The organism is Promicromonospora panici (assembly GCF_900608595.1).
Lineage (GTDB): Bacteria > Actinomycetota > Actinomycetes > Actinomycetales > Cellulomonadaceae > Promicromonospora > Promicromonospora panici.
The window spans coordinates 74,693-94,971 of sequence record NZ_UWYY01000016.1; the positions used below are offsets into that span (position 1 = coordinate 74,693).

Consider the following 20,279-nt stretch of genomic DNA (forward strand, 5'->3'; position numbering starts at 1 on the left):
GTTCCGGGCACAATCGCACGGTAAGCAGGCAGGCCGAGGGTAACCGACCAGCGGACAGTCAACCCCGGAATTCGACCTCCGGGTACGCGTCCGAAGGGCCGTCCAGCAGCGGCGAGCTCATCCCCCGCAGGTGGCGGTCCAGGAACGCGCCCGCGTACGCGTTGGTGATCTCGATGCCCCGAGCGCCACCGACGAACTCGCCCGGCAGCGGCATCCCGAGCTGTTCGAGGAGCAGCAGCTGGTCGGTGAACGAACTGTGGTTCGCGGTCGGGATCTGCAGCCACTGACCCGCACCCAGGCGGGCGAGGTTGTCCGGCCAGTCGGCCCCGTCCTTCGCGGGCGGCTCGTGCGAGGCGCTGCCCAGCATGAGGAACGGCCGGTCCATCCCGGTCTCGGGGAAGTCCAAGTGGAACGTGCCGTCCAGGTTGATCCCGGCGTCCACGCGCGGGTCGTCCACGATTGTGACCGCGGCGGCCGCGCCACCGAGCGAATGGCCGACGACGGCGATGTGCCGCGCGTCGATCGTCGGCGCGTAGCGCCAGAGCCGGCCGTGGGTCAACTCGTCCAGCACGAAGCCGAGGTCGACGGACCGCCCCTGCGCGACCCACGCGCCGAGTTCCGTGCTGTCCTCGCGCTCGCAGAGCAGGCAGCCCGTGACGCGACCGTCAGGGAACTCCACGCCTCGGGCCTCGTAGGTGTGGTCGACGCCGGCCACGACGTAGCCCCGGGACGCGAGGTCCTCGGCGAGCGACGTCAGCGACTCGCGGCTGAGGCTTGCCCCGGGCGAGAGCACGACCAGCGGCCTCCGGCCGGGCAGCGCCCGGGCGCGGTCGGAGGAGTGTGTCTCGACGGTCGTCAGGATGTCGGGCGCCACCGGTAGCCCGGCGCCCTTGACGACCGCCGCAGAGACGGCTTCCGTCGTGTACGGCGCGGGCTCGCGATTCGGCACCGCCGGGTACCAGAGCGACACCATGAGCTCACGCCGTTCCTCGGGTCGCCATGGGTCGGCACGCTCTTCGTCGACGAGGTGGATCGGCGTCATGCCGACGGGCAGCGGCCCCGTCGGCTCGGGCAGGGTGAGAGTCGGCACGTCGCCGGACGACGGCGCGGCGGCCGACGTCGGGCCGCCTGCCGTCGCGCCGGCCGCGATCGCGACGGGCGCGGCGACCGCGGCGCAGGCCACAAGTGCTGTGGCGACGAGAGCTGACCGGACCATGCGTCTGGGTGTCTGCATACCTGCGATATTTCACGATCCCGACCGGAGGGCCAAGGGGTCCCGGACGGTTCCAGGGACACGCCCGGGAAGCCCCTGACCTGCGCCGACGAAGGAGTCGGGGTTGCCCCCAAGGTTCGGAGCCCGGAACAGCGAGCGCGTCGGCGAAGACTGACTACCGCAGCACCCCGCGCACGACCTGCTCCGCGAGCCGCTGCTGGAACCCCGCGTCCGTGGTGTCGGCGCCCGACATCGAACGGCCGAGCACCCCGAGCAGCAGCGCGCCCATCGCCGCGTTGCCCGCGTCGGCGACGTCGTCCGCGGTGAAGACACCGGACTCGGCGCCCTCGCTTAGGAGCTCCCGCAGCGGGCCCGCGATCCACGTGTCGTTCGCCTCGAGGACCTCACGCATCCGGAGGGTTCCGCCGAGGGCGCCGAGCAACCCGGCGCAGATCCCGGGACGGTCACCGAGGAACTGGGCCAGCGTCGCCACCATCGTGCGCAGCCGCTTCTCCGGCGCGGCGCCGGGATCGACCGCCGCCCGCACGGCCTCGGCTCCCTGCTGGGCGTGCGAGGTCAGCAGGAAGGCGAGCAGGTCGTCGCGGCCGGCGAAGTAGTAGTAGAGGGTCGCGCGCGAGGCGCCCACCAGCACGGCGACGTCGGCCAGCCGGGGTGGTGGGTCGCCGAGGAGGATCTGCTCGCTGACATCGAGCAGCCGCCCGGCCAGGTCCGGTGGTGGGGTCTTCACGCCCGTCAGTCTACGGATCTTGTTTTGGACTCCAGTCCAGACTAGAGTCCAAACCATGATCCAGATAACGTCATACGGTCCATGGGCAGTCATCACCGGAGCCTCCTCCGGCATCGGCGAGGCGTTCGCCAACCAGCTCGCGGCCTCAGGCCTGAATCTCGTGCTCGCCGCCCGCTCCGCCGACAAGCTCGAAGCATTGGGGGCCGCCCTGTCCGCGAGGCACGGCATCTCGTACCGGGTGGTCGCCGTCGACCTGAGCCTCCCGGACGCCGCCGCGACCCTGATCGAGGCGACCGAAGGCCTCGACGTCGGCCTCCTGGTGTCGAACGCGGGCACCGGCGTCCCCGGCCGGTTCCTCGACCAGGAGATCGCCGACCTGCGCCGCCGCATGATCCTCAACGCCGGCTCGCACCTCGAGCTGATCCACGCGTTCGGGAGGCGGTTCGTCGCCCGGGGCCGCGGCGGGATGGTGCTCGTGTCCGCACTGGGGGCGGCGCACGGGATCCCCAACCTGGCGCAGGACAGCTCGGCGAAGGGCTACCTGCTCCACCTCGGCGAGATGCTGCACCACGAGCTCGCCCGGGACGGCGTCGCCGTGCTGGTGGTGATGCCGGGCAACGTCGATACGCCCATCATCGACACCCTCGGGGTCGCCCGCACGGACCTGCCGATCCGCCCGCAGCCGGTCGACAAGGCCGTCCGGGAGATGATCACGGCGTTCCTCAAGGGCCGGCCGACCCTCGTCCCCGGGCGGATGATGCGAGTCATGGTCCGGCTGTTGCCGCGCTCACTGGCCATCACGACGAACGGCAGGATGCTCGGGAAGGCGGCCGACAACATCGCCGAGCGCGCGCGGGTCCGAGCCCAGGCCGGCTGACGCGCCGCCCCCGCGCAGCCGTTCCGCCACGGTGGGCCCCTGCCCGGCCGTCCCGTCGACGATGTCCTGGACGTGTGCGCGGAAGTTGGGGCACGCGGCGATGTCGTGGGCGCGACATTCCAGGGCGTGGCGGGTCATCTCGCGGGAGTGCGCCATCTCGGCCATGCGCGCCTCCAGGTCCGCGATGTGCGCCTCGAGGATCACGTGGCGGTCATAGGCGCCGCCGTCGAGCAGCACGCGAATCTGCTCCAGGCTCATGCCCGCGGCCTTGCTGCGCATGATCGTGGCCACGCGGAAGGCGTCGTCAGAGCCGTAACGGCGGCGCCCCGCGCCGTCGCGAGCCGGGTCGAGCAGGCCCATGGACTCCCAGTGGCGCAGCACGTGGGTCTCCAGGCCGAAACGTGCGGCGAGGTCGCCCACCGACCAGACGGTTCGGTCTCCGGAAACAGGGTGTGACTTCATGTTGACATGAAGTCACAGGCTGGGCGCCGCCGCAAGGCCTCTGCCAGGACAGGAACCCTGATGCCCGTCATCTCCGGACCGATCTCGGTCGAGGAGAACCCGGAGTTCGTCGTCGACGAGCTGTTGCGTTTCCTTGACAGGGTTCTGCAACAACGTCGGAATTGACGGCGGGCCGCGAATAGCGACGAGCGATACCACGGCACGCCTCGGCCTTTTCACCTCTCTCCGACTGGGGGTGTGAGCCGGTCTTTCCGTATGCTGAGGGGCGTTGGGATGACGCAGAACGCCGCATTCTGGGTCATTCGACGCAAGGTTCGCGTGCGGGTTAATTGGCGCCTATACGCCTTTTGTCCGGAAGGCGTCGTTGCCGCCAGGCCGGGCGAGCCTGGCGCAATTTCCAGCACCGAGAACGCAGCTGAGTGCAGATCAGTCGGAGGTGAGTGCGCGTGAGTACCGCGGGTGGTGGCCTGGGTGTGGATGACTGGATCGCGCATCGCCCCGGCATCGTGCGCTCGGTCGCCGCACGCGTGCCCGGCATCGACGCCGAGGAAGCCACCAGCCGCGCCCTGGAGAAGATGGTCCGCATCGTCTCCACCGGCGGCACCATCAACGACCCCGCCCCCTACTGGCGACGCGCCGCGGTCAACGAAGCCATCTCCATGACCCGCGAAGCCGGCCGCGCCCACCCGGTCGAGGACGACACGCTCGACGGCCTGACTCCCCCAGCCGCAGGCGCCGAGCTGGACGCCGAACGCCTCGCCGACGTCACCATGCTCCGCACCGCCCTGTCCGACCTGGCCGACGACGACCGCCAGATCCTCCTCGAACGACACGTGCACGACAAGGCCGTCACCGACATCGCCACCGGCCTCGGCGTACGACCCCACGCCGTGACCATGCGGCTACGCCGCGCCGAGGAACGCCTCGCCGGAGCATTCGCCGCCGCCCACGCCCAAGCCGTCAACGAACCAGAGTGCCGCACCACCCGCGCCGCCATGCACGACTACCTCAAGGGCCGCCTGCTGCCCCGCCGCCAGCGACGCCTGGAAGTCCACATGGACGGCTGCACCGAATGCACCCGCGCCTTCATCGACGTCCGTGAAGTGTCCTGGATGCTGCGTGACTACGGCCAGCACCTCATCGGTGGCGCTCTGGTCACCGGAACGGTGGGAGGTGCGACCGCCGGGACCGGGATCGCCGTGGGTGCGGGCGTCGCCGTGGGCGCGCAGCCGCGCACCTTCGGGAGGAAGGAGACGACGGTGGCGGCGGGCGTGCTGGTCGCGCTCGCGATCGGCGGCGCCGCGGCCGCGCACCTCAGCAACCAGACCGACCAGCCGACGCCGCAGGCCGTCGTGGACCTCAGCGGGGGCGGCACAGGCCCGGTCGAGCCACCCGCGCAGGACCTGCCGCCGTCGATCCCGCCCGCGGATCCCGAGCCGCGTCCGGCGACCACGCCCAAGGACGACCAGGCACCAGCGCTCGAACCGGTCACGACGCCCGAGCGGGACGCGGCCGACTCGGCGCCGGCGGCCGAACCCGAGGCCGAGGCTCAGACGGAGCCCGAGCCCGCCCTGGAGCCGGTCGGCACCGCCCCGGAGCCAGAGCCCGCGGACCCGCCGGCGGAGCCTGCACCGGAGGAGCCCGCTGCTCCGCCCGCTCCCGAGCCCGCCCCGGAACCTGAGCCGAAGCCGGAACCGGAGACACCGCCCGCGCCGAGCCCGCCCCAGGGACAGCCGATGAGCGGCCCGCCCGGCAACCCGGGCAACGACCACGGCAAGGGCCCGTCCAAGGACAACGGCCAGGGCCCTGGCAACGGAAACGGGCACGGGCACGGGAAGGGTCCGGGTAACGGGAACGGCAAGGGACACGCGCCGGACGGCGTCGACGCCCAGGGAACAGACCTCGGCGAACATCTGACGAGCCTGCTCGCCCTCCCGAGCATCGCCGGCACACCCGGCGTCCTGCTGCTCGACGGCCTGCGGAGGCGCCGCCGCCGACGCGGCACCGCAAGCTGACTCGCGTTCAGCAGCCCGCGACGCCCGCAGACCTGGCCGCGCCGACGACTCACTCCGCCGTCCGTAGCGCGAAGTGGAGCGCGTTCGACCGCACGTGCTCGAGCGCGAGGCTCGACGCGCCGACGATCACCGCGTCCGCGCCGAACGACGACGCGACCAGTTCCGGCGCCGGTGGGTGCACCATGCCTTCGAGGATGTTCGCGGTCCGGCGCAGCAGATCGCCGACGACGGGTGCGACGCCGCCCGCGATGATGATCCGGTCGACGTCGAGCATGCCGTCGATGACGGCGCAGACACGCGCGAGCCGGTCGGCGAGGCGGTCGACGACGGCGATCGCGCCGACGTCGCCGTCGTCCGCCGCGGCGAACACCATGGGCGCGTCGATCGCGCTCGACGGCAGGCCGCGCAGAGTGCTGCCGGGCGGCAGCGCGCCCGCCTCGTGCGTGTCCCGACCCCAGGAGCGGGCCAGGAAACCGATGCCGTTCGCGGAGCCGACACCGGCGACGTACTCGAGCAGGCGCATCTCGCCTGCCCCACCGTGGCTTCCGCGCACCAGCGCGCCGTCGACCACGATGCCGGCGCCGAGGCGCTCGCCCGAGAGGAGCGCCGCGAACGACCGGACGCCGCGCCCGGCGCCGAGCGCACGCTCGGCGAGCGCCGCGAGGTTGGCGTCGTTCTCGACGGTGGTATGCCATCCGCGCGCGCGGAAGTGGGCGGCGAAGCCGGGGTTCATGCGCGGCCAGAACTCGTCCTGCCCGGGCGGCGACGTGCCCTCGATGTCCGTCGGCGCGGGCACGCCCACGGCAATCGCCAGCACGCGCGACGGATCGACACCAGCCGCGGCGAGCGCCTGCGCGATGCAGGCGTCGGTGACCGCGAGCCGGTCCTGCGCGTTGTCGTGCTCGAGATCGAGGGGGTGCGCGTGACGCCCGATCTCGACACCGCGCAGGTCGGAGACGGTCGTGAGCACGCGGTGCTGGCCGGCGTCGACGCCGATCACGTACCCGGCGTCGGAGCGCAGCTCGTAGAGCCGGGCCGGCCGGCCCTTCGCCGTGGCCGCGGCGGCCTCCGCGGCGCGCTCGACCTCACGCATCCAGCCGAGCTCGATCAGCTCACCGCACCGGCTGATCACGGTGGAGCGCGTGAGCCCGGTCGCGTCCATCGCCTCGCTCGCCGTGAAGACGTCGTGGGCCCAGGCGTACTCGAGCACGCTCTCGGTGTTGATGCGGCGCAGCAGTCCTGACGACGAGGCGTTCTGCAGTGGTCGGCTCACCCTTGACCCCTTTCGTACTCCCGATTAAATATAGTGCTTGGATAAACTCCCGGCTGCCAGCCGGCACCACCCAGGGCACGATCGAATGACTGACCACCGACCACGACCGCAGAGGACCCAGCTCCCGTGACCAGCACTCTCAACACAGACCAGCTCCTCGTGGACGACGCCACGTGGTGGCGGCAGGCGGCCGTCTACCAGATCTATCCCCGCAGCTTCGCCGACGCGAACGGTGACGGCATCGGCGACCTGCGCGGCATCATCTCCCGCGTGCCCTACCTGAAGCGCCTCGGCATCGACGCGGTATGGCTCAGCCCGTTCTACCCCTCGGCGCTGGCCGACGGCGGTTACGACGTCGCCGACTACCGCGACGTCGACCCGAGGATCGGCACGCTCGACGAGTTCGACGAGATGGTCGCCGCCCTGCACGCGGCGGGCATCCGGGTCATCGCCGACATCGTGCCGAACCACTCCTCGGACGACCACGTGTGGTTCCAGGAGGCGCTCGCCGCAGGGCCGGGCAGCCCGGAGCGTGCGCGCTACATCTTCCGCGACGGCCTCGGCGCTGACGGTTCCCGGCCGCCGGCCGACTGGACGAGCATGTTCGGCGAGCCCGCGTGGACGCGCGTGCCCGACGGCCAGTGGTACCTGCACCTCTTCGCGCGGGAGCAGCCGGACTTCAACTGGGACAACGAGGACGTCCGCGAGGACTTCCGGAAGACCCTGCGGTTCTGGTCGGACCGGGGCGTCGACGGGTTCCGCATCGACGTCGCGCACGGCCTCACCAAGGAGCTCGGCGAGTCCCTGCCCTCGCAGGCCGAGATCGACGCCATCACCGAACCCGGTGCGCACCCGCTCTGGGACCGCGACGAGGTGCACGAGATCTACGCCGACTGGCGCAAGGTGTTCAACGAGTACACGCCGCCGCGCATCGCGGTGGCCGAGGCCTGGGTCACGACCCACCGGCGCCCCCGGTACGCGAGCGCCGAGGGACTCGGGCAGGCGTTCAACTTCGACCTGCTCGAGGCCGACTTCGACGCCGAGCAGTTCCGCACCATCATCACCGACAACCTGGCGCTGTCCGCGGCGTCCGGCTCGTCGACGACGTGGGTCTTCTCGAACCACGACGTCGTGCGGCACGCCACCCGCTACGCCCTGCCGCCGCGCAACGGGAGCACCACCGTGAAGCAGGGGCAGGAGTGGCTGCTCTCGGGCGGTACGGCACCCGTGGCCGACGTCGAGCTCGGCCTGCGCCGCGCCCGCGCCGCGACGCTGCTCATGCTCGGCCTGCCGGGCAGTGCCTACCTCTACCAGGGTGAGGAGCTCGGCCTGCCGGAGGTCGCCGACATCCCGGCGGCCGAGCGCCAGGACCCGGCGTTCTTCCGCAACCCCGGCGTCGACATGGGGCGCGACGGCTGCCGCGTGCCGCTGCCGTGGACGCGGGAGGGCTCGTCGTTCGGGTTCGGCCCGGCGGGCGCGCACCTGCCGCAGCCCGCGGGTTTCGGCGAGCTGTCGGTCGAGGCCCAGGACGGCGTGCCCGGCTCGACGCTCGAGCTCTACCGCGCCGCGCTCGCGCTGCGCCACGAGCTGCAGGCCGCCGAGACGCTGGAATGGGTGCCGTCGCCGGCCGACGTCGTGCGCTTCGCGCGCCCGAGCGGCTGGCAGGTCGTGACCAACTTCGGCACGGACCCGGTCGCACTGCCGGACGGCGAGGTCCTGCTCACGAGCGGCCCGCTGGCCGGCACCCAGCTCCCGGCCTCGACGACGGCCTGGATCCGCACAGCCTGACCCGCCACCCACCGGACCGTGTGGTCCGCGAAGTAGAGCGCCTGTCCGGGTCTGCCCGGCACACCCGGGGAGACCCGGACAGGCGCTCTACTTCGCGGACCTCGTTGACAGCGGGCGCTCAGCGCAGCAGGACCGTGTGGATCGCCGCGACCAGCCCGTCCGTGATCAGCAGGCGGATCAGCGCCACCGGGTCGCCGTCCCGCGTGGCCACCACGGCCATCCCGTCGTCCAGGGCCAGCGGCGCCAGGGTCCAGCCCGAGCTCGGGCCCAGGTAGCGCAGGGATCCGGCGGCCACCCGCTCCGCGCCGGTGTCGAACCCGACACGCTTGCCGCGGACGGTCGCCCAGCCTGAGACGTCGGGGTGCAGCACCCGGGCGAGCGCATGGAGATCTCCCCCGGCGCACGCCGCGATGAAGCTGTCCACAACGTCCTGCAGCTCGGGGTCGATGCGGGGCGCCTCCGGCGTCGGGCCGGACTCCCGGATCGCCCGCCGGGCGCGGCTGGCGAGCTGGCGGACGGCGGCGGGCGTCCGGCCGACCGTCTCCGCCACGCTGTCGAACGGGATCCCGAACACGTCGTGCAGCAGGAAGGCCGCGCGCTCGCCGGGCGTGAGCTGCGCCAGCACGACGGACAGCGCGCGCCGGATCTCGTCGTCCAGGGTGACCCGGTCGGCCGGGTCCGGTGCGTCGGCGACGGCGTCGAAGCTCCATGCGGTGGGGTCGTGCGGCGCCGACAGCCGCCCGTGCGCCGAACCGATCCGGTCCAGCGCGAGGCGCCGCACCACCACGACGAGCCATCCGCGCAGGTCCCGGATCTCGCCGACGTCCTGGGCCGTGAGGCGCGCGAACGCGTCCTGCACCACGTCCTCGGCTTCGGTGGGGTCGACGAGGATCCGGTTCGCGACGGCGAGCAGGTAGGCCCGGTCGTCCCGCGAGGCGGCGGCTATGCGTTCGGTTTCGCTCATGCGCACAGGACGATCGTGCCCCCTCCGGTGTGACAGTCACATCCGAGCACAGTGGTTCGTCCTGTCCCCGCACCGGCGGACAGCCCGTCCGCCGACGAACCCAAGGAGCACCATGCTCACCACCACCCTGTGGGCGGCGCAGATCATTCTCGCCCTGTATTTCCTCTTCGGCGGCTTGCCCAAGGTCCTCGGCCGCGGTATCGACCGCTGGCTCGGGTTCGACGACATCCCGCGCCCGGTGACAATCCTGATCGGCGTCGCAGAGCTTGCCGCGTCGGTCGCGCTCGTTCTCCCGCTGCTCCTGGGCGGCTTCGAGTGGACCACGCCGCTGGCCGCGGTCGGCCTCGCGGTCGTCACGCTGATGGCGACCGGCTTCCACATCCGGGCCGGTGAGTGGCTGCCCGGGCTGGCGACCACGCTCTGGGCGATGCTCGCTGGCGCGGTCGCCGTCGGCCGCTGGGACCTCCTGGCGACCGGACCGTCACTGGGGGCCGATCTCCTGGTGGCCGTGATCGCCGTCCTCGTAGTGGCGATCGTCGTCACCCTCGTCGTGGTCTTCCGGATGCCCGCGCCATCGCGTGCCGAGGCGCGCGACGCGGCCGTCCGCTCCATCGAAGGAACACACGTATGAAGCTCGCGATCGTCGCGGCCACGGGTGGCGTGGGCCGACACCTCGTCGACCAGGCCCTCGCCGCCGGACACTCGGTCACGGCCCTCGTCCGCAACCCCGCGAAACTCCACCGGCCGGTCCGCGCGGCCACGGTCGATCTTGCCGCGCCCGACCCGACAGCCCTGCGCGCCGCACTCGTGGACCAGGACGCCGTCCTGTCGTGTCTCGGCCCGCGCGGCGCCGGCGAGTACGGGATCGTCGAGCCCGGCACCCGGGCACTCGCGCAGGCCATGCACGACGCCGGTTGCCGCCGCATCGTCGCCGTCAGCGGCTCAGGGGTCTCCACGGTCCCGACCCCGAGCCGGCCGAACCCGCCCCGGCGGGAACCCGGAGCCGGCTTCTGGAACCGGTACATCGCGACGCCGCTGGGCCGACGTGTCCTGGGCGCCCACTTCGTCGATGTCGCCATGATGGAACACGTGCTACGCACGAGCGGGCTGGACTGGACCGCCGTCCGGCCGCCCTACCTGAGTGACGGGCCGGTGACCGGCCGGTATCGGACCGCGGTCGGGCACAGCGTTCCCGGCGGCGTGCGGCTGTCACGTGCGGACACAGCCCACCTCATGCTCCGAGTCCTGGACGACCCGACGATGATCGGTCAGGCGGTCGGCGCCGCGAACTGATGCTGTCGTACGCGCTCATCGGGGTGAGGTGAGCGCGGACGGCGTTGATGTGGTCATCGCCTGGCGCCGGGAGGACAACCACCCGCTGCTGCACGCCCTCATCGAAGCCACCCAGACAGCAATCCGCACCGTGATCCCAAGAAAATCGAGCAATCAACCCGTTGTCAGGAGGACCGAGTCCGCCGTGACAACGATCAGGTTCTGGACCATCGCCACCGACGGCCAGGAGCAGGCCTACCTCATGACCGGAACTGACGAGGGCGGCAATGACTTCACCCGCCGCGGCAGTCTTACCAAGAACTGATCACACGACGCGAGGTGGCCGCCCGCCCCACGGGTGGCCACCTCGCGCCCGGAAGGCGCCCTGACGGGAGGGTGTGCCAGGACGCCCTTCCTGCCTCGATCAGTCGACGGCGTACGCCCGGACGACCGTCTTGGCGACCGACGCACCCGCCTCGTCCCACGCCTCGACCTTGAGCGAGACGTGCTCGGTGCCGGCCGGCGCCTTGACCGTCGCGTCGTAGATGCCGTCACCGGTCCTCGTCACCTTGGCCTGGTGCCAGGTGCCACCGTCGTCGGCCGACCACCAGAAGCGGGCGCCCTCGACCTGCGACATGTCGTAGGCGCCGTCCTGGTAGCCGACGGCGACCCGCACCCGGGTGGTCCCGGGCGCGGAGCCCGACGGCTTGAGCCCGTGGACCCGCCAGGTCGTGTCGAGCAGCGGCGGGACGGCCTCGTCGGCGACGTCGGACCGCGCGTGGAACTTCCACTGGGAGGAGACGCTGGTGGCGAGCCGGTACGCGGGGTCGCCGGGCGTGCTCTCCATCAGCATCCGGTAGTCCGCCCCGCCCTCCGGGACGACGGGGTAGGCGTCACCGCCCTCGTCGTGGATCAGCTCACCGTCCTGCCAGACCCGTAGCCGCTGCTTGACGTCGGCGCCCCACAGCACACCGCCGTCGTCGTCGACCCGAGGCCACGGGCCGAGCCAGAGCTCGCCACCGCGCTGCTCGATCGGCCCTTCCGCGTAGATCCCCGCGCTCAGCACACCCGCGGCCAGCCCCTGCCGGGCCCGGCCCGGCTCGCTCCAGATGTGTCGCTCAGCCTCGGCGAGCACCACGCCCACGCCGTCCTCCTGAATCTCGGACCGGAGGTACCACCGGCCCGGCAGCGCCGTCAGGTACTCGGTGCGCCGCGTGCCGACGGGGACCGGCTCCACCGCGCCGCCGGCGATGATGGTGCCCGGCTCCCAGTACATGCGCTCCGCGAGGTGGGTGTCGCCGACCGAAGCGCCGTACGAGGTATCGACGGCGACCGTCGTGCGGCGGTCGCCCCGCAGGGCCGGAACCTCCACGCCCTCGCTGTGGTGGGCGAGGTCGTAGCGGTAGGGCGCCACCTCGTCCCCTGTCGTGGGCGCGAGCAGCGTCGCCTGGACGATCGTGTCGTAGTCGCCGTGGGTCGCGGCGGGTACCGGGGTCAGGGCGAGGTCCGTTCCCGGCCCATACATCACGTTGACCCCGGCGTAGGCCCATTCCGCCGAGTCCTCCGTCTCCACGGAGAGGCCCAGGGACGCCAGCTCGGCCGGGCGGTGCGTCGAGGTCGTGACCTCCTCGGCGGTCGTCCCGTCCAGGAGCACCTCGGCGTCGGCGGTGGCGTCGACCTCGGCGTTGCTCAGGAACAGTGCGCCGGTGACCTCACCCTCCTCGCCGAGCGTCTCGATGAACGCTACGGGGCTGTAGACGCCGGGGATGACGCGCGCCGTGGCTACCCCATCTTCGAAAAAGAGGTTCGTACCGAAGACCCCGCCGTTATCGGGATCCAGCTTGATCGCGGCGCCCCACGTGTCCGCAGTGACGGGCTCGCCCGCCCGGTCGACGGCGCGCACCGTGAGGTTCACGTACTCGCGCTCCTTGGCCCAGCCGACGGGCGTGCGCACGGTGGTGCCGTCCGTCCCGGTCGCGACGAGTGTCCCGCCGATGGCACCGATCGCGCCCGGGCCGTCGGCGACCGTCACGTCGACCGATGCGGTCCCGCCCGCCGGCACGACGACGGAGTCCGCCGACAGGGTGAGCGCGCCGGCGACGTCGGTGCCCTCCGAGTCGGCGACGTCGGCCGCCAGGGCGAGCGTGACGTCGTTCGAGCCCCCGTTCGTGTAGGTCACGGTGCCGTTGGCCGACTCGCCGTCGTGCGGCCACGAGAAGGTGCCGAACGAGACCGACGGCGTGGCCGTGACCTCCTGCGCGATGGCGCCGGGGACGGTGATCCGGCCCGCGCCCTCGGCCCAGACGTCCGCGCCCGTCGGCTCGGCCGAGCCCATCAGCGCGGACTTGAGCGCCGTCGCGTCGAGGTCGGGCCGGGCCTGCTTGAGCACTGCCGCCGCGCCCGCGACGTGCGGGGCGGCCATGGAGGTACCGCTCAGCGCGACGTGCAGGTCGTCGACGACGTCGCCCGCCGTCGTGCCCGCGGCCCGCGCGGCGACGATCCCGTCACCCGGCGCGACGACGTCGGGCTTGAGCAGCCCCTGGTCGGAGCCGCCGCGGCTGGAGTAGACGGTGACGTCGTCGGCGTCGTCGACAGCGCCCACCGTGAGGGCCTTCGCCGCGATGCCGGGCGAGCCCACGGTGCCCTCGCCGAGCTCACCGTAGTTGCCCGCGGAGATGACGAACAGCGTGCCGTACTGGTCGGTCAGCTCGTCCACCGCTACGGCGTCCGGGGACGGGACGTCGAAGAACAGGCTGCCCAGCGACAGGTTCACGACGTCAGCGCCCTCCGCGGCCGCCCACTCCATGCCCTCGATGACGCCGGACAGCGAGCCGTCGCCGTTGTCGTCGAGCACCTTGCCGACCAGCAGGTCGGCGTCCGGTGCGACGCCCTTGTTCACGCCGTCGGACGCCTCGCCCGACCCGGCCAGGATCGAGGCGACGTGCGTGCCGTGGCCGGCGCCGTCGGTCACGTCGCCCTTGCCGGTGAAGTCGCGCTCGCCGACCACCGCCTCGTCGAGGTCGGTGTGCGTCGCGTCGATGCCGGAGTCGAGCACGGCGACGGTGACACCCTCGCCGGTGAAACCGGCCTCCCATGCCTCGGGGGCGCCGATCTGCGGTGTGGAGTCGGCGTCGGAGGCGCGGACGGGCTGGTCCAGCCAGACGTGGCCGATGGTGCCTGTTGTTGCCTTGGTCGAGACGTCCGGGCCGGCCGGAGGTACGGGCGCCGCGAGGGCTCCGAGCAGCTTCGCCGCCCGACCCTTCGGCAGGACGTCGGCCACCGCGCCCACCGATTCCAGGTTCCGGTCGGGCGTGATGCCCGACGCCGCCCAGTTCGGCTTGGCTGGTGCGGCGGCGCGGATGCTGTCGTCCGGAGAGCCGGCGGTGTCCTCGTCGTCGGTGGCTGCGGCTGCCTCGGCGGCGGCCGCCGTCTGGACGATGACGGGCAGCGAGTCGCGCGAGGCGTCGTCGTACCCGGCCTCGACCAGGCCGGTCACGTCGAACAGCGCGCGGTCCAGGCGGCTGGGCACAAGCTGCGCGACGTCGCGCGGGATGACGTAGAGGTGGTCCCCCTCGCGCTGCTGGAAGAACGCCATGTGCTCGCGGCCGGGGCCCGGCTCGACCGTCGCCGCGGTCGAACCGTCGGCCGCGGTGTGCACCGTGACGACGTCGCCGGTCAGCAGCGTGACGGTCGCCGGCCGGCCCTTTGTCGCGACTGTCGAACGCTCCTGCTCGTGGTGCGGTGCCGGTGTGTCCTGCGGGACGGCCGCGGTCGCCCACGTTCCCCCGCCCAGGGTGATCGCCACCGCGACCGCCGCTGCACTTGCTCTCTTGCGCATCGGGTTTCTCCCGTCCGAGTCGAGCGCGCCGCCTGTGCGGCGCCACGGCATTCAGACGCACGGGATGGGACGGGAGGTTGCGTGACCTGCGGAATTAGTCCGGGTTGGGGTCCAGACGGCGGCGACTTCGAGGACGGGCGTGACGATGTCCGTGACCTGCTACCAGGCCGGCGGCTCGTGTGGCGAGCTGAGCGCGAGGTCGGGAGAGCGGTCGAGCAGAATCCTGAATACGATCTGCAGCTCGGCCCGGGCCAGCGCGGCGCCGAGGTGGAGGTGCACCGCGACGAGTTCGGCGCTACCGGGACACTCTCCAGCTGATGATCGAGACGGTGGCGACGGGCCTCACCCGCTGAATCTTTCCGAAGCCCTGTACGCACGCTGCATCTCCGTTGCACAGCCGTTTCCCGGCCCCCGGGGAGGGTGGAACCACTCCCGATCGAACCCGGGAACGGCCTCCGCCACAGGAGGTCACGGCCTTCCACTCACTGGAGTTGTGATGCAGTCCCAGACCGAAAAGCCCCGCCGGATGCGTGAGCGAGTCGGCCTCGTCGCGATCACCGCAGTCCTCACCACCGCCGCCACCGTGGGCATCACCGGCATCGCCACGGCCGACGACGAAGGAACCGCCGACGGGCCCGGCAAGGAGCCCACGGAGAAGGAGATCACCGCCCTGTTCGACGAGTGGAACAGCGCGCTGCAGACCGGTGACGCGCAGGCCGTCGCCGACCGCTACGCGCCCGACGCGGTGCTGCTGCCCACGGCCTCGGCGCAGATCCGCACCGACCGCGACGGGATCGTCGACTACTTCGAGCACTTCCAGGAGAACGACCCGGTCGGCGAGAAGACCGAGACGGTGGTCACCGTGCTGGACGAGAACACCGCGATCGACGCCGGGACCTACGTCTTCACGCTCACCGACCCCGAGACCGGCGAGGTCCGCGAGGTCACCGCGCGGTACACCTACGCGTACGAGAAGATCGACGGCGACTGGCTGATCGTCAACCACCACTCCTCGGCGACGCCGGCCGAAGGCTGATCCGCACGCACAGGCCGCCCCGCCGCTCCGGACCGCCGCCCGAGGTCGCGCGGTCCGGAGCGGCGGCGTCCCACAGGGTGACGGTGCCACCGTCGTCGGTCACGAGCTGCTTGACGATGGCGAGCCCGAGGCCCGAGCCGGAACGGCCCGTGAGCCCCTGGCCCCGCCAGAACCGGTCGAAGGCGCGGGACTTCTCGGCGTCGGACATGCCAGGACCCTGGTCGAGGATCTCCAGCACCACCTCGTCGGGACGGGCCTCGGCCTGCACTGTGATGGTGCCGCCGTCCGGGGACACCTCCAGGGCGTTCGACAGCACGTTGTCCAGCACCTGGTCGAGGTGGCCGGGACTGGTCTGTACCTGCAGCCGGTCGTCGGGATCGTCCAGCAGCGTGATCGTGACGCCGCGCTCGTCGGCGGCCGGCTGCCAGACGGCCAGCCGGTCCCGCACGATGTCGCGCAGCGGCAGCGGCTCAGCCGCGGTCACCTGGGCCTCCGCCCGGGCCAGCACCAGGAGCCCGTTGACGAGGCGGCTCATCCGTACGACCTCGGCGGTGGCCTGTTCCACGTCTTCCGTCACGTACGGGTCGTCGACGCCGTCCGCGATGTTGTCCAGGGACAGGCGCAGCGCGGTGAGCGGCGTGCGCAGCTGGTGCGATGCGTCGGCGACGAAGATCCGCTGCGCGGCGACCAGGGTGTCGAGGCGCTCGGCGCCCTGATTGAGGGTCCGGGCCAGGGTCTGCGTCTCGTCCGGCCCGGTGACCGGCGAGCGCGCCGTCAGGTCGCCGTCGCTGAACCGGCTCGCCATCGCGTTGAGCTGGCGGAGCGGTCGGGTCAGCCAGCGGGCCGCCAGGTAACCGAGGCCCGCGGCGACCACCAGCACTCCCCCGGCGAGGACCGCCCGGAACCCCCAGATGGTCCAGAACCGGTCGGTGAGCTCCTCGGTCGGGAAGCTGACGCGGACGGCGCCCACGACCTGGCCGTCGCCGTCGCCGTCGCCGTTCCCGGCCCCGGCCTGCGCGCGGGCCGGGACGGTGATCACCAGGTGGGGTCCCCAGAACCAGGAGGATCCCCAGTCGGTGGTCGGCTTCCCGTCGCGCAGGGCCCGGTCGACGGCGGTGTCCCGTTCGGGCCGGGGCAGGCCCGGCACGGCGCCGCCGTCCGCGTCCACGGCCTGGACCGTGCTGTCCGTCTCGACGGCGTACGCCCCGGCCATCTGCACCAGCGCCGCGCGCGAGGCCGCGTCCCCGCCGCCGAGCAGCAGCGCCATGGTGGTCGCCTCACGCTGCACCGAGGCGTCGGTGTCCCCGCGCAGCTGGCCCGTGAGCGTCACGGCCACCGGGACGGTGAAGGCGGCCAGGGCGACCGCGACGAGCAGCACGTAGCTGACGATCAGCCGGCGGATCACGACGCAGCTGCCCCGTCCTCGACGATCTCCAGGCGGAACCCGACCCCGCGCACCGCGTCGATCGTGATCGCCCCGGCAAGCTTGCGCCGCAGCGCCGCCACGTGGACGTCGAGGGTCTTCGTCGGCCCGAACCAGTGGGCGTCCCAGACGGCTTCCATGATCTGCTCGCGGGACATCAGTGCGCCCGGCTCCTCGGTGAGGAAGGACAGCAGGTCGTACTCCTTGGGCGTCAGCGCCACCTGTTCGCCGTCCAGGCGGACCCGGGCCGCGCGGCGATCGATGCTCAGCCGCGAGCCGTACCGGTCCGGCCCCGGGGCGTCGGCCGCGCGCGACCCGGGCCTGCCGGGAGACCCGGGCCGCTGCGCCCGGCGCAGCACCGCCCGGATCCGGGCGATGACCTCCCGCACGCCGAAGGGCTTGGTGACGTAGTCGTCCGCGCCGAGCTCCAGGCCCACGACCCGGTCAGCCTCGTCGCTGCGGGCGCTGATCACGATGATCGGCACGTCGCCGCGCTCGCGCAGCGCCTTGCACACGTCCAGGCCCTCGGCGTCGGGCAGCCCGAGGTCGAGCAGCACGACGTCGTAGGGCGCGCTCTCGTCCTGGGCGTCACCGGCCCGGGTGTCGACGGCGTCGACCGCCGTCAGCGCCGCACGCCCGGTGGTGACCCACTCCACCGTGAAGCCGTACCGCACAAGACCGCGCCGGAGTGACTGGGCGACCGGCTCGTCGTCTTCTACCAGGAGTACGCGCACGGGTGAACCCTACGGTTCATGCAGAGTGGTGGATGACGGGTGGCTCTGTCAGGACCTCCCTCACCGACAGGACCCGGCTTAACGTGGGAACCGTGAACCAGACCACGCATGGCGTGCGATCGTGAGCCGGATCCTGGTCACCGGCTCCGCTGACGGGCTGGGCCGCGCGGCGTCCGACACGCTCCTGTCGCAGGGGCACGAGGTCGTCGTGCATGCCCGCAACCCGAGCCGGGCAGAGGCCCTGAGCCAGCTCGTCGACCGGGGCGCGCAGCTCGTGGTCGGCGACTTCACCGACCGGGACGCCGTGCGCGGCATCGCCTCCGAGCTGGCGGACGCCGCCCCGCTGGACGCCGTCATCCACAACGCCGGGGTGTGGAGCGGCCGGGCCGTCATGCCGGTCAACGTCATTGCCCCGTACCTCCTTACGGCTTTGCTGCCCGGGCCCCGTCGCCTCGTGTACCTGAGCAGCGGCTCGCACCACAGCGGGCATCCCGTGCTCGACGGGGTCGACTGGTCGGGGCGCACGCCCGGCTCGTACGGCGACAGCAAGCTGTTCGTCACCGCCCTGTCGGCAGCGGTGGCGCGCCTGCGCCCCGGAGTGCTGAGCAACGCCGTGGATCCGGGCTGGGTGCCCACGCGGATGGGCGGGCCGGGCGCCCCGGACGACCTCGAGCAGGGCCACCGCACCCAGGAGTGGCTCGCCACCAGCGACGACCCGGAGGCGCTGACCTCCGGCGGCTATTGGTACCACCGGGAGCGGCAGGAGCCGCATGCGGCCGCCCACGACACCGCCTTCCAGGACCGGCTCCTCCAGGCACTCGCGCAGGAGACCGGCACCCCGCTCTGAATCACATCTGCGGCGGCAGGGCGGCCACCACCGGGTGGTCATACGGCAGGACGCCGGTCCGGGCGGCTCCGCCCGGGGAGCCGATCTGGCCGAAGAACTCGACGTTGACCGCGTAGTAGCCCTGCCAGTGCTCAGGAACGTCGTCCTCGTAGTAGATCGCCTCGACCGGGCAGACCGGTTCGCACGCCCCGCAGTCCACGCACTCGTCGGGGTGGATGTACAGGGACCTCGCGCCCTCGTAGATGCAGTCGACGGGGCACTCGTCGATGCACGCCCGGTCCTTCACGTCCACGCAGGGCTCGGCGATCACGTAGGTCATCGGGCTGGGCCTTCCGGTTCGGCTCTCACTTCCGACCACCGTAGAACCTCAAGTTACCTTGAGGTCAAGCGGGACGAGGAGCTGGACCCGTGCTCGCCGTGCCGTCGCGCGTTTCGCCCAGTGGGTGCCGTAGTATTCGTTGTGCGGGGGGAGTACTTCCCAAACATCATCCGGTCATTACGGCGCACCAGCGACCTCGGGTGGCGACCTTGCTGCTGTCTGCAAGGTGAAGGAGACCTCGGAGCCATCTACTACGGAGACTCCTTGCTCACCACCATCACAAGCGCGTCCTCTGCCGTGACCTCTGTGGCCACCCCCACCATGTGGGCAGTCACCATTCTCGCGGTATTGGCCCTCATCGCCGTGGACTTCCTCATCACGAGACGCCCGCACGAGGTGTCCATGCGTGAGGCCCTGGGCTGGAGCGCCTTCTACATCGCCCTCCCCCTCGCCTTCGGCGGGTGGATCTGGGCCACCTTCGGCTCGCAGATAGGCGTCCAGTACCTCACCGGGTATCTCGTCGAGAAGTCGCTGTCGGTCGACAACCTGTTCGTGTTCATGCTGCTGCTCACCGCCTTCGCGGTACCGGCGGCACTGCAGCAGCGTGTGCTCCTGCTCGGCATCGTCGGCGCCCTGGTGCTCCGCGGCATCTTCATCGCACTCGGAGCGGCCGTCCTCGCCAACTTCAGCTGGGCGTTCCTCCTGTTCGGCGCGATCCTCCTCGTGACGGCGGTCAAGATCCTGCTCGACCAGCTCCGCGGCAGCGGCCACGACGTGGACGTCTCCACGATGCGCTCCGTCCGGCTGATCCGCCGCTTCATGCCGGTCACCGAGGACTACCGCGGGCCTCGGCTCTCGGTCCGGGAGAACGGGCGGCGGATGCTCACCCCGCTGGCGGTCGTGGTCGTGGCCGTCTTCGCGACCGACATCGTGTTCGCGGTGGACTCGGTCCCCGCCGTCTACGGCATCACCAGCGACCCGTACCTCGTGTTCGCGACCAACGCCTTCGCCCTGCTCGGCCTGCGCGCCCTCTACTTCGTGCTCCAGGGTGCCCTGAGCAAGCTGGTCCACCTCGGGTACGGTCTCGCGACGATCCTCGCGTTCATCGGTGTCAAGCTCGTGCTGCACTGGGCCCACGGCATCTGGACGAGCGTCCCGGAGATCCCCACGCTTCTGTCGCTCGGCGTGATCGTCGTCGTCCTCGCCGTGGTCACCATGACCAGCCTTCACGCCACCCGGCACGACGGCGGCACGCAGGCGTCGGCGCACGTCGTGGACCTCGGCCGACGCTCGCCGGACGACGCGCCGCGCCCGGCCGATCTCGACGAGGCACCGAGCACGTCGAAGCCTGAGCGCCGGTAGCGGGCGCGCGTAGTCGAACCCGCGCTGGCGGCGGTCGCCGGGTTCGCCTGCTGCCGCGACCGGGGAACGAATATGCGTGCGAGGGGGTAACGGAGAAGGAGCAATGCT

18 protein-coding genes are annotated in these 20,279 nt (G+C 71.9%); 9 read left to right on the forward strand and 9 right to left on the reverse strand.

Going from position 1 to position 20,279, the window contains the following annotated elements; genetic code table 11:
• Positions 1-58 precede the first annotated feature (58 nt).
• Positions 59-1,234, reverse strand: a complete 1,176-nt coding sequence (locus tag EW117_RS19100) for an alpha/beta hydrolase family protein (protein WP_129788298.1) — start codon at positions 1,232-1,234, stop codon at positions 59-61.
• A gap of 154 nt (positions 1,235-1,388) precedes the next feature.
• Positions 1,389-1,961, reverse strand: coding sequence for a TetR/AcrR family transcriptional regulator (locus EW117_RS19105; RefSeq protein ID WP_129788299.1), 573 nt, complete (start codon positions 1,959-1,961; stop codon positions 1,389-1,391).
• A gap of 55 nt (positions 1,962-2,016) precedes the next feature.
• Here EW117_RS19105 and EW117_RS19110 point away from each other — a divergent pair, with 55 nt between their 5' ends.
• Complete coding sequence (locus EW117_RS19110) at positions 2,017-2,838, forward strand: SDR family NAD(P)-dependent oxidoreductase (protein ID WP_129788300.1); 822 nt, start codon at positions 2,017-2,019, stop codon at positions 2,836-2,838.
• On the opposite strand, the gene EW117_RS19115 is transcribed toward EW117_RS19110, so the two are convergent.
• The gene (locus tag EW117_RS19115) at positions 2,749-3,258 is read right to left on the reverse strand and encodes a MerR family transcriptional regulator (protein ID WP_242504387.1); all 510 of its coding nucleotides are present in this window, start codon (positions 3,256-3,258) and stop codon (positions 2,749-2,751) included. The genes EW117_RS19110 and EW117_RS19115 overlap by 90 nt on opposite strands.
• A gap of 488 nt (positions 3,259-3,746) precedes the next feature.
• Here EW117_RS19115 and EW117_RS19120 point away from each other — a divergent pair, with 488 nt between their 5' ends.
• Positions 3,747-5,315, forward strand: a complete 1,569-nt coding sequence (locus EW117_RS19120; RefSeq protein ID WP_129788302.1) for an RNA polymerase sigma factor — start codon at positions 3,747-3,749, stop codon at positions 5,313-5,315.
• Positions 5,316-5,364: 49 nt separating this feature from the next.
• Here the strand turns inward: EW117_RS19120 and EW117_RS19125 are convergent, their stop codons facing one another.
• The gene (locus tag EW117_RS19125; RefSeq protein ID WP_129788303.1) at positions 5,365-6,588 is read right to left on the reverse strand and encodes an ROK family protein; all 1,224 of its coding nucleotides are present in this window, start codon (positions 6,586-6,588) and stop codon (positions 5,365-5,367) included.
• 126 nt (positions 6,589-6,714) lie between these two features.
• On the opposite strand from EW117_RS19125, the gene EW117_RS19130 reads away from it, so the two are divergent.
• The gene (locus tag EW117_RS19130; RefSeq protein ID WP_129788304.1) at positions 6,715-8,376 is read left to right on the forward strand and encodes a glycoside hydrolase family 13 protein; all 1,662 of its coding nucleotides are present in this window, start codon (positions 6,715-6,717) and stop codon (positions 8,374-8,376) included.
• Between the two features lie 118 nt (positions 8,377-8,494).
• Here EW117_RS19130 and EW117_RS19135 read toward each other — a convergent pair whose 3' ends face one another.
• Complete coding sequence (locus EW117_RS19135; protein ID WP_129788305.1) at positions 8,495-9,340, reverse strand: sigma-70 family RNA polymerase sigma factor; 846 nt, start codon at positions 9,338-9,340, stop codon at positions 8,495-8,497.
• Positions 9,341-9,452: 112 nt separating this feature from the next.
• Here EW117_RS19135 and EW117_RS19140 point away from each other — a divergent pair, with 112 nt between their 5' ends.
• From EW117_RS19140 to EW117_RS19150, 3 genes are read left to right on the forward strand one after another with little or no spacing between them, the layout of a single operon-like run.
• Positions 9,453-9,971, forward strand: coding sequence for a DoxX family protein (locus EW117_RS19140; protein ID WP_165362777.1), 519 nt, complete (start codon positions 9,453-9,455; stop codon positions 9,969-9,971).
• The gene (locus EW117_RS19145; RefSeq protein ID WP_129788307.1) at positions 9,968-10,633 is read left to right on the forward strand and encodes an NAD(P)-dependent oxidoreductase; all 666 of its coding nucleotides are present in this window, start codon (positions 9,968-9,970) and stop codon (positions 10,631-10,633) included. The genes EW117_RS19140 and EW117_RS19145 overlap by 4 nt, the downstream gene beginning before the upstream one ends.
• Before the next feature lie 28 nt (positions 10,634-10,661).
• Complete coding sequence (locus tag EW117_RS19150; protein WP_129788308.1) at positions 10,662-10,937, forward strand: hypothetical protein; 276 nt, start codon at positions 10,662-10,664, stop codon at positions 10,935-10,937.
• A gap of 99 nt (positions 10,938-11,036) precedes the next feature.
• On the opposite strand, the gene EW117_RS19155 is transcribed toward EW117_RS19150, so the two are convergent.
• Positions 11,037-14,450 (reverse strand): S8 family serine peptidase, encoded by a 3,414-nt coding sequence (locus tag EW117_RS19155; RefSeq protein WP_129788309.1) that lies wholly within the window; start codon positions 14,448-14,450, stop codon positions 11,037-11,039.
• A gap of 496 nt (positions 14,451-14,946) precedes the next feature.
• Between EW117_RS19155 and EW117_RS19160 the strand changes: the two genes are divergently transcribed.
• Positions 14,947-15,486, forward strand: coding sequence for an SgcJ/EcaC family oxidoreductase (locus EW117_RS19160; RefSeq protein WP_129788310.1), 540 nt, complete (start codon positions 14,947-14,949; stop codon positions 15,484-15,486).
• Here EW117_RS19160 and EW117_RS19165 read toward each other — a convergent pair.
• Together EW117_RS19165 and EW117_RS19170 are read right to left on the reverse strand one after the other, a co-directional pair.
• A complete protein-coding gene (locus tag EW117_RS19165; protein WP_129788311.1) occupies positions 15,449-16,891 on the reverse strand; it encodes a sensor histidine kinase in 1,443 nt (480 codons plus the stop codon). The two genes, EW117_RS19160 and EW117_RS19165, sit on opposite strands and share 38 nt — an antisense overlap.
• Positions 16,888-17,643 (reverse strand): response regulator transcription factor, encoded by a 756-nt coding sequence (locus EW117_RS19170; RefSeq protein WP_129788312.1) that lies wholly within the window; start codon positions 17,641-17,643, stop codon positions 16,888-16,890. Before EW117_RS19170 ends, EW117_RS19165 begins: the two co-directional genes overlap by 4 nt.
• A 121-nt stretch (positions 17,644-17,764) precedes the next feature.
• Between EW117_RS19170 and EW117_RS19175 the strand changes: the two genes are divergently transcribed.
• A complete protein-coding gene (locus tag EW117_RS19175; RefSeq protein WP_129788313.1) occupies positions 17,765-18,490 on the forward strand; it encodes an SDR family NAD(P)-dependent oxidoreductase in 726 nt (241 codons plus the stop codon).
• A 1-nt stretch (position 18,491) separates the two neighbouring features.
• Here EW117_RS19175 and fdxA read toward each other — a convergent pair whose 3' ends face one another.
• Positions 18,492-18,809: a ferredoxin gene (fdxA, locus tag EW117_RS19180; RefSeq protein WP_129788314.1), complete on the reverse strand. Its 318-nt coding sequence runs from the start codon at positions 18,807-18,809 to the stop codon at positions 18,492-18,494.
• Positions 18,810-19,130: 321 nt separating this feature from the next.
• Between fdxA and EW117_RS19185 the strand changes: the two genes are divergently transcribed.
• Positions 19,131-20,171 carry a TerC family protein gene (locus tag EW117_RS19185; RefSeq protein WP_129788392.1) on the forward strand — a complete coding sequence of 347 codons (1,041 nt, stop codon included), beginning with the start codon at positions 19,131-19,133 and terminating at the stop codon, positions 20,169-20,171.
• Positions 20,172-20,279 lie beyond the last annotated feature (108 nt).

Bases quoted from the DNA above. Each gene is read 5' to 3' on its own strand.
- EW117_RS19100 (WP_129788298.1), bottom strand. From the start codon at position 1,234: ATGCAGACACCCAGACGCATGGTCCGGTCAGCTCTCGTCGCCACAGCA.
- EW117_RS19110 (WP_129788300.1), top strand. From the start codon at position 2,017: ATGATCCAGATAACGTCATACGGTCCATGGGCAGTCATCACCGGAGCC.
- EW117_RS19135 (WP_129788305.1), bottom strand. From the start codon at position 9,340: ATGAGCGAAACCGAACGCATAGCCGCCGCCTCGCGGGACGACCGGGCC.
- EW117_RS19140 (WP_165362777.1), top strand. From the start codon at position 9,453: ATGCTCACCACCACCCTGTGGGCGGCGCAGATCATTCTCGCCCTGTAT.
- EW117_RS19145 (WP_129788307.1), top strand. From the start codon at position 9,968: ATGAAGCTCGCGATCGTCGCGGCCACGGGTGGCGTGGGCCGACACCTC.
- EW117_RS19155 (WP_129788309.1), bottom strand. From the start codon at position 14,450: ATGCGCAAGAGAGCAAGTGCAGCGGCGGTCGCGGTGGCGATCACCCTG.
- EW117_RS19160 (WP_129788310.1), top strand. From the start codon at position 14,947: ATGCAGTCCCAGACCGAAAAGCCCCGCCGGATGCGTGAGCGAGTCGGC.
- fdxA (WP_129788314.1), bottom strand. From the start codon at position 18,809: ATGACCTACGTGATCGCCGAGCCCTGCGTGGACGTGAAGGACCGGGCG.
- EW117_RS19185 (WP_129788392.1), top strand. From the start codon at position 19,131: ATGTGGGCAGTCACCATTCTCGCGGTATTGGCCCTCATCGCCGTGGAC.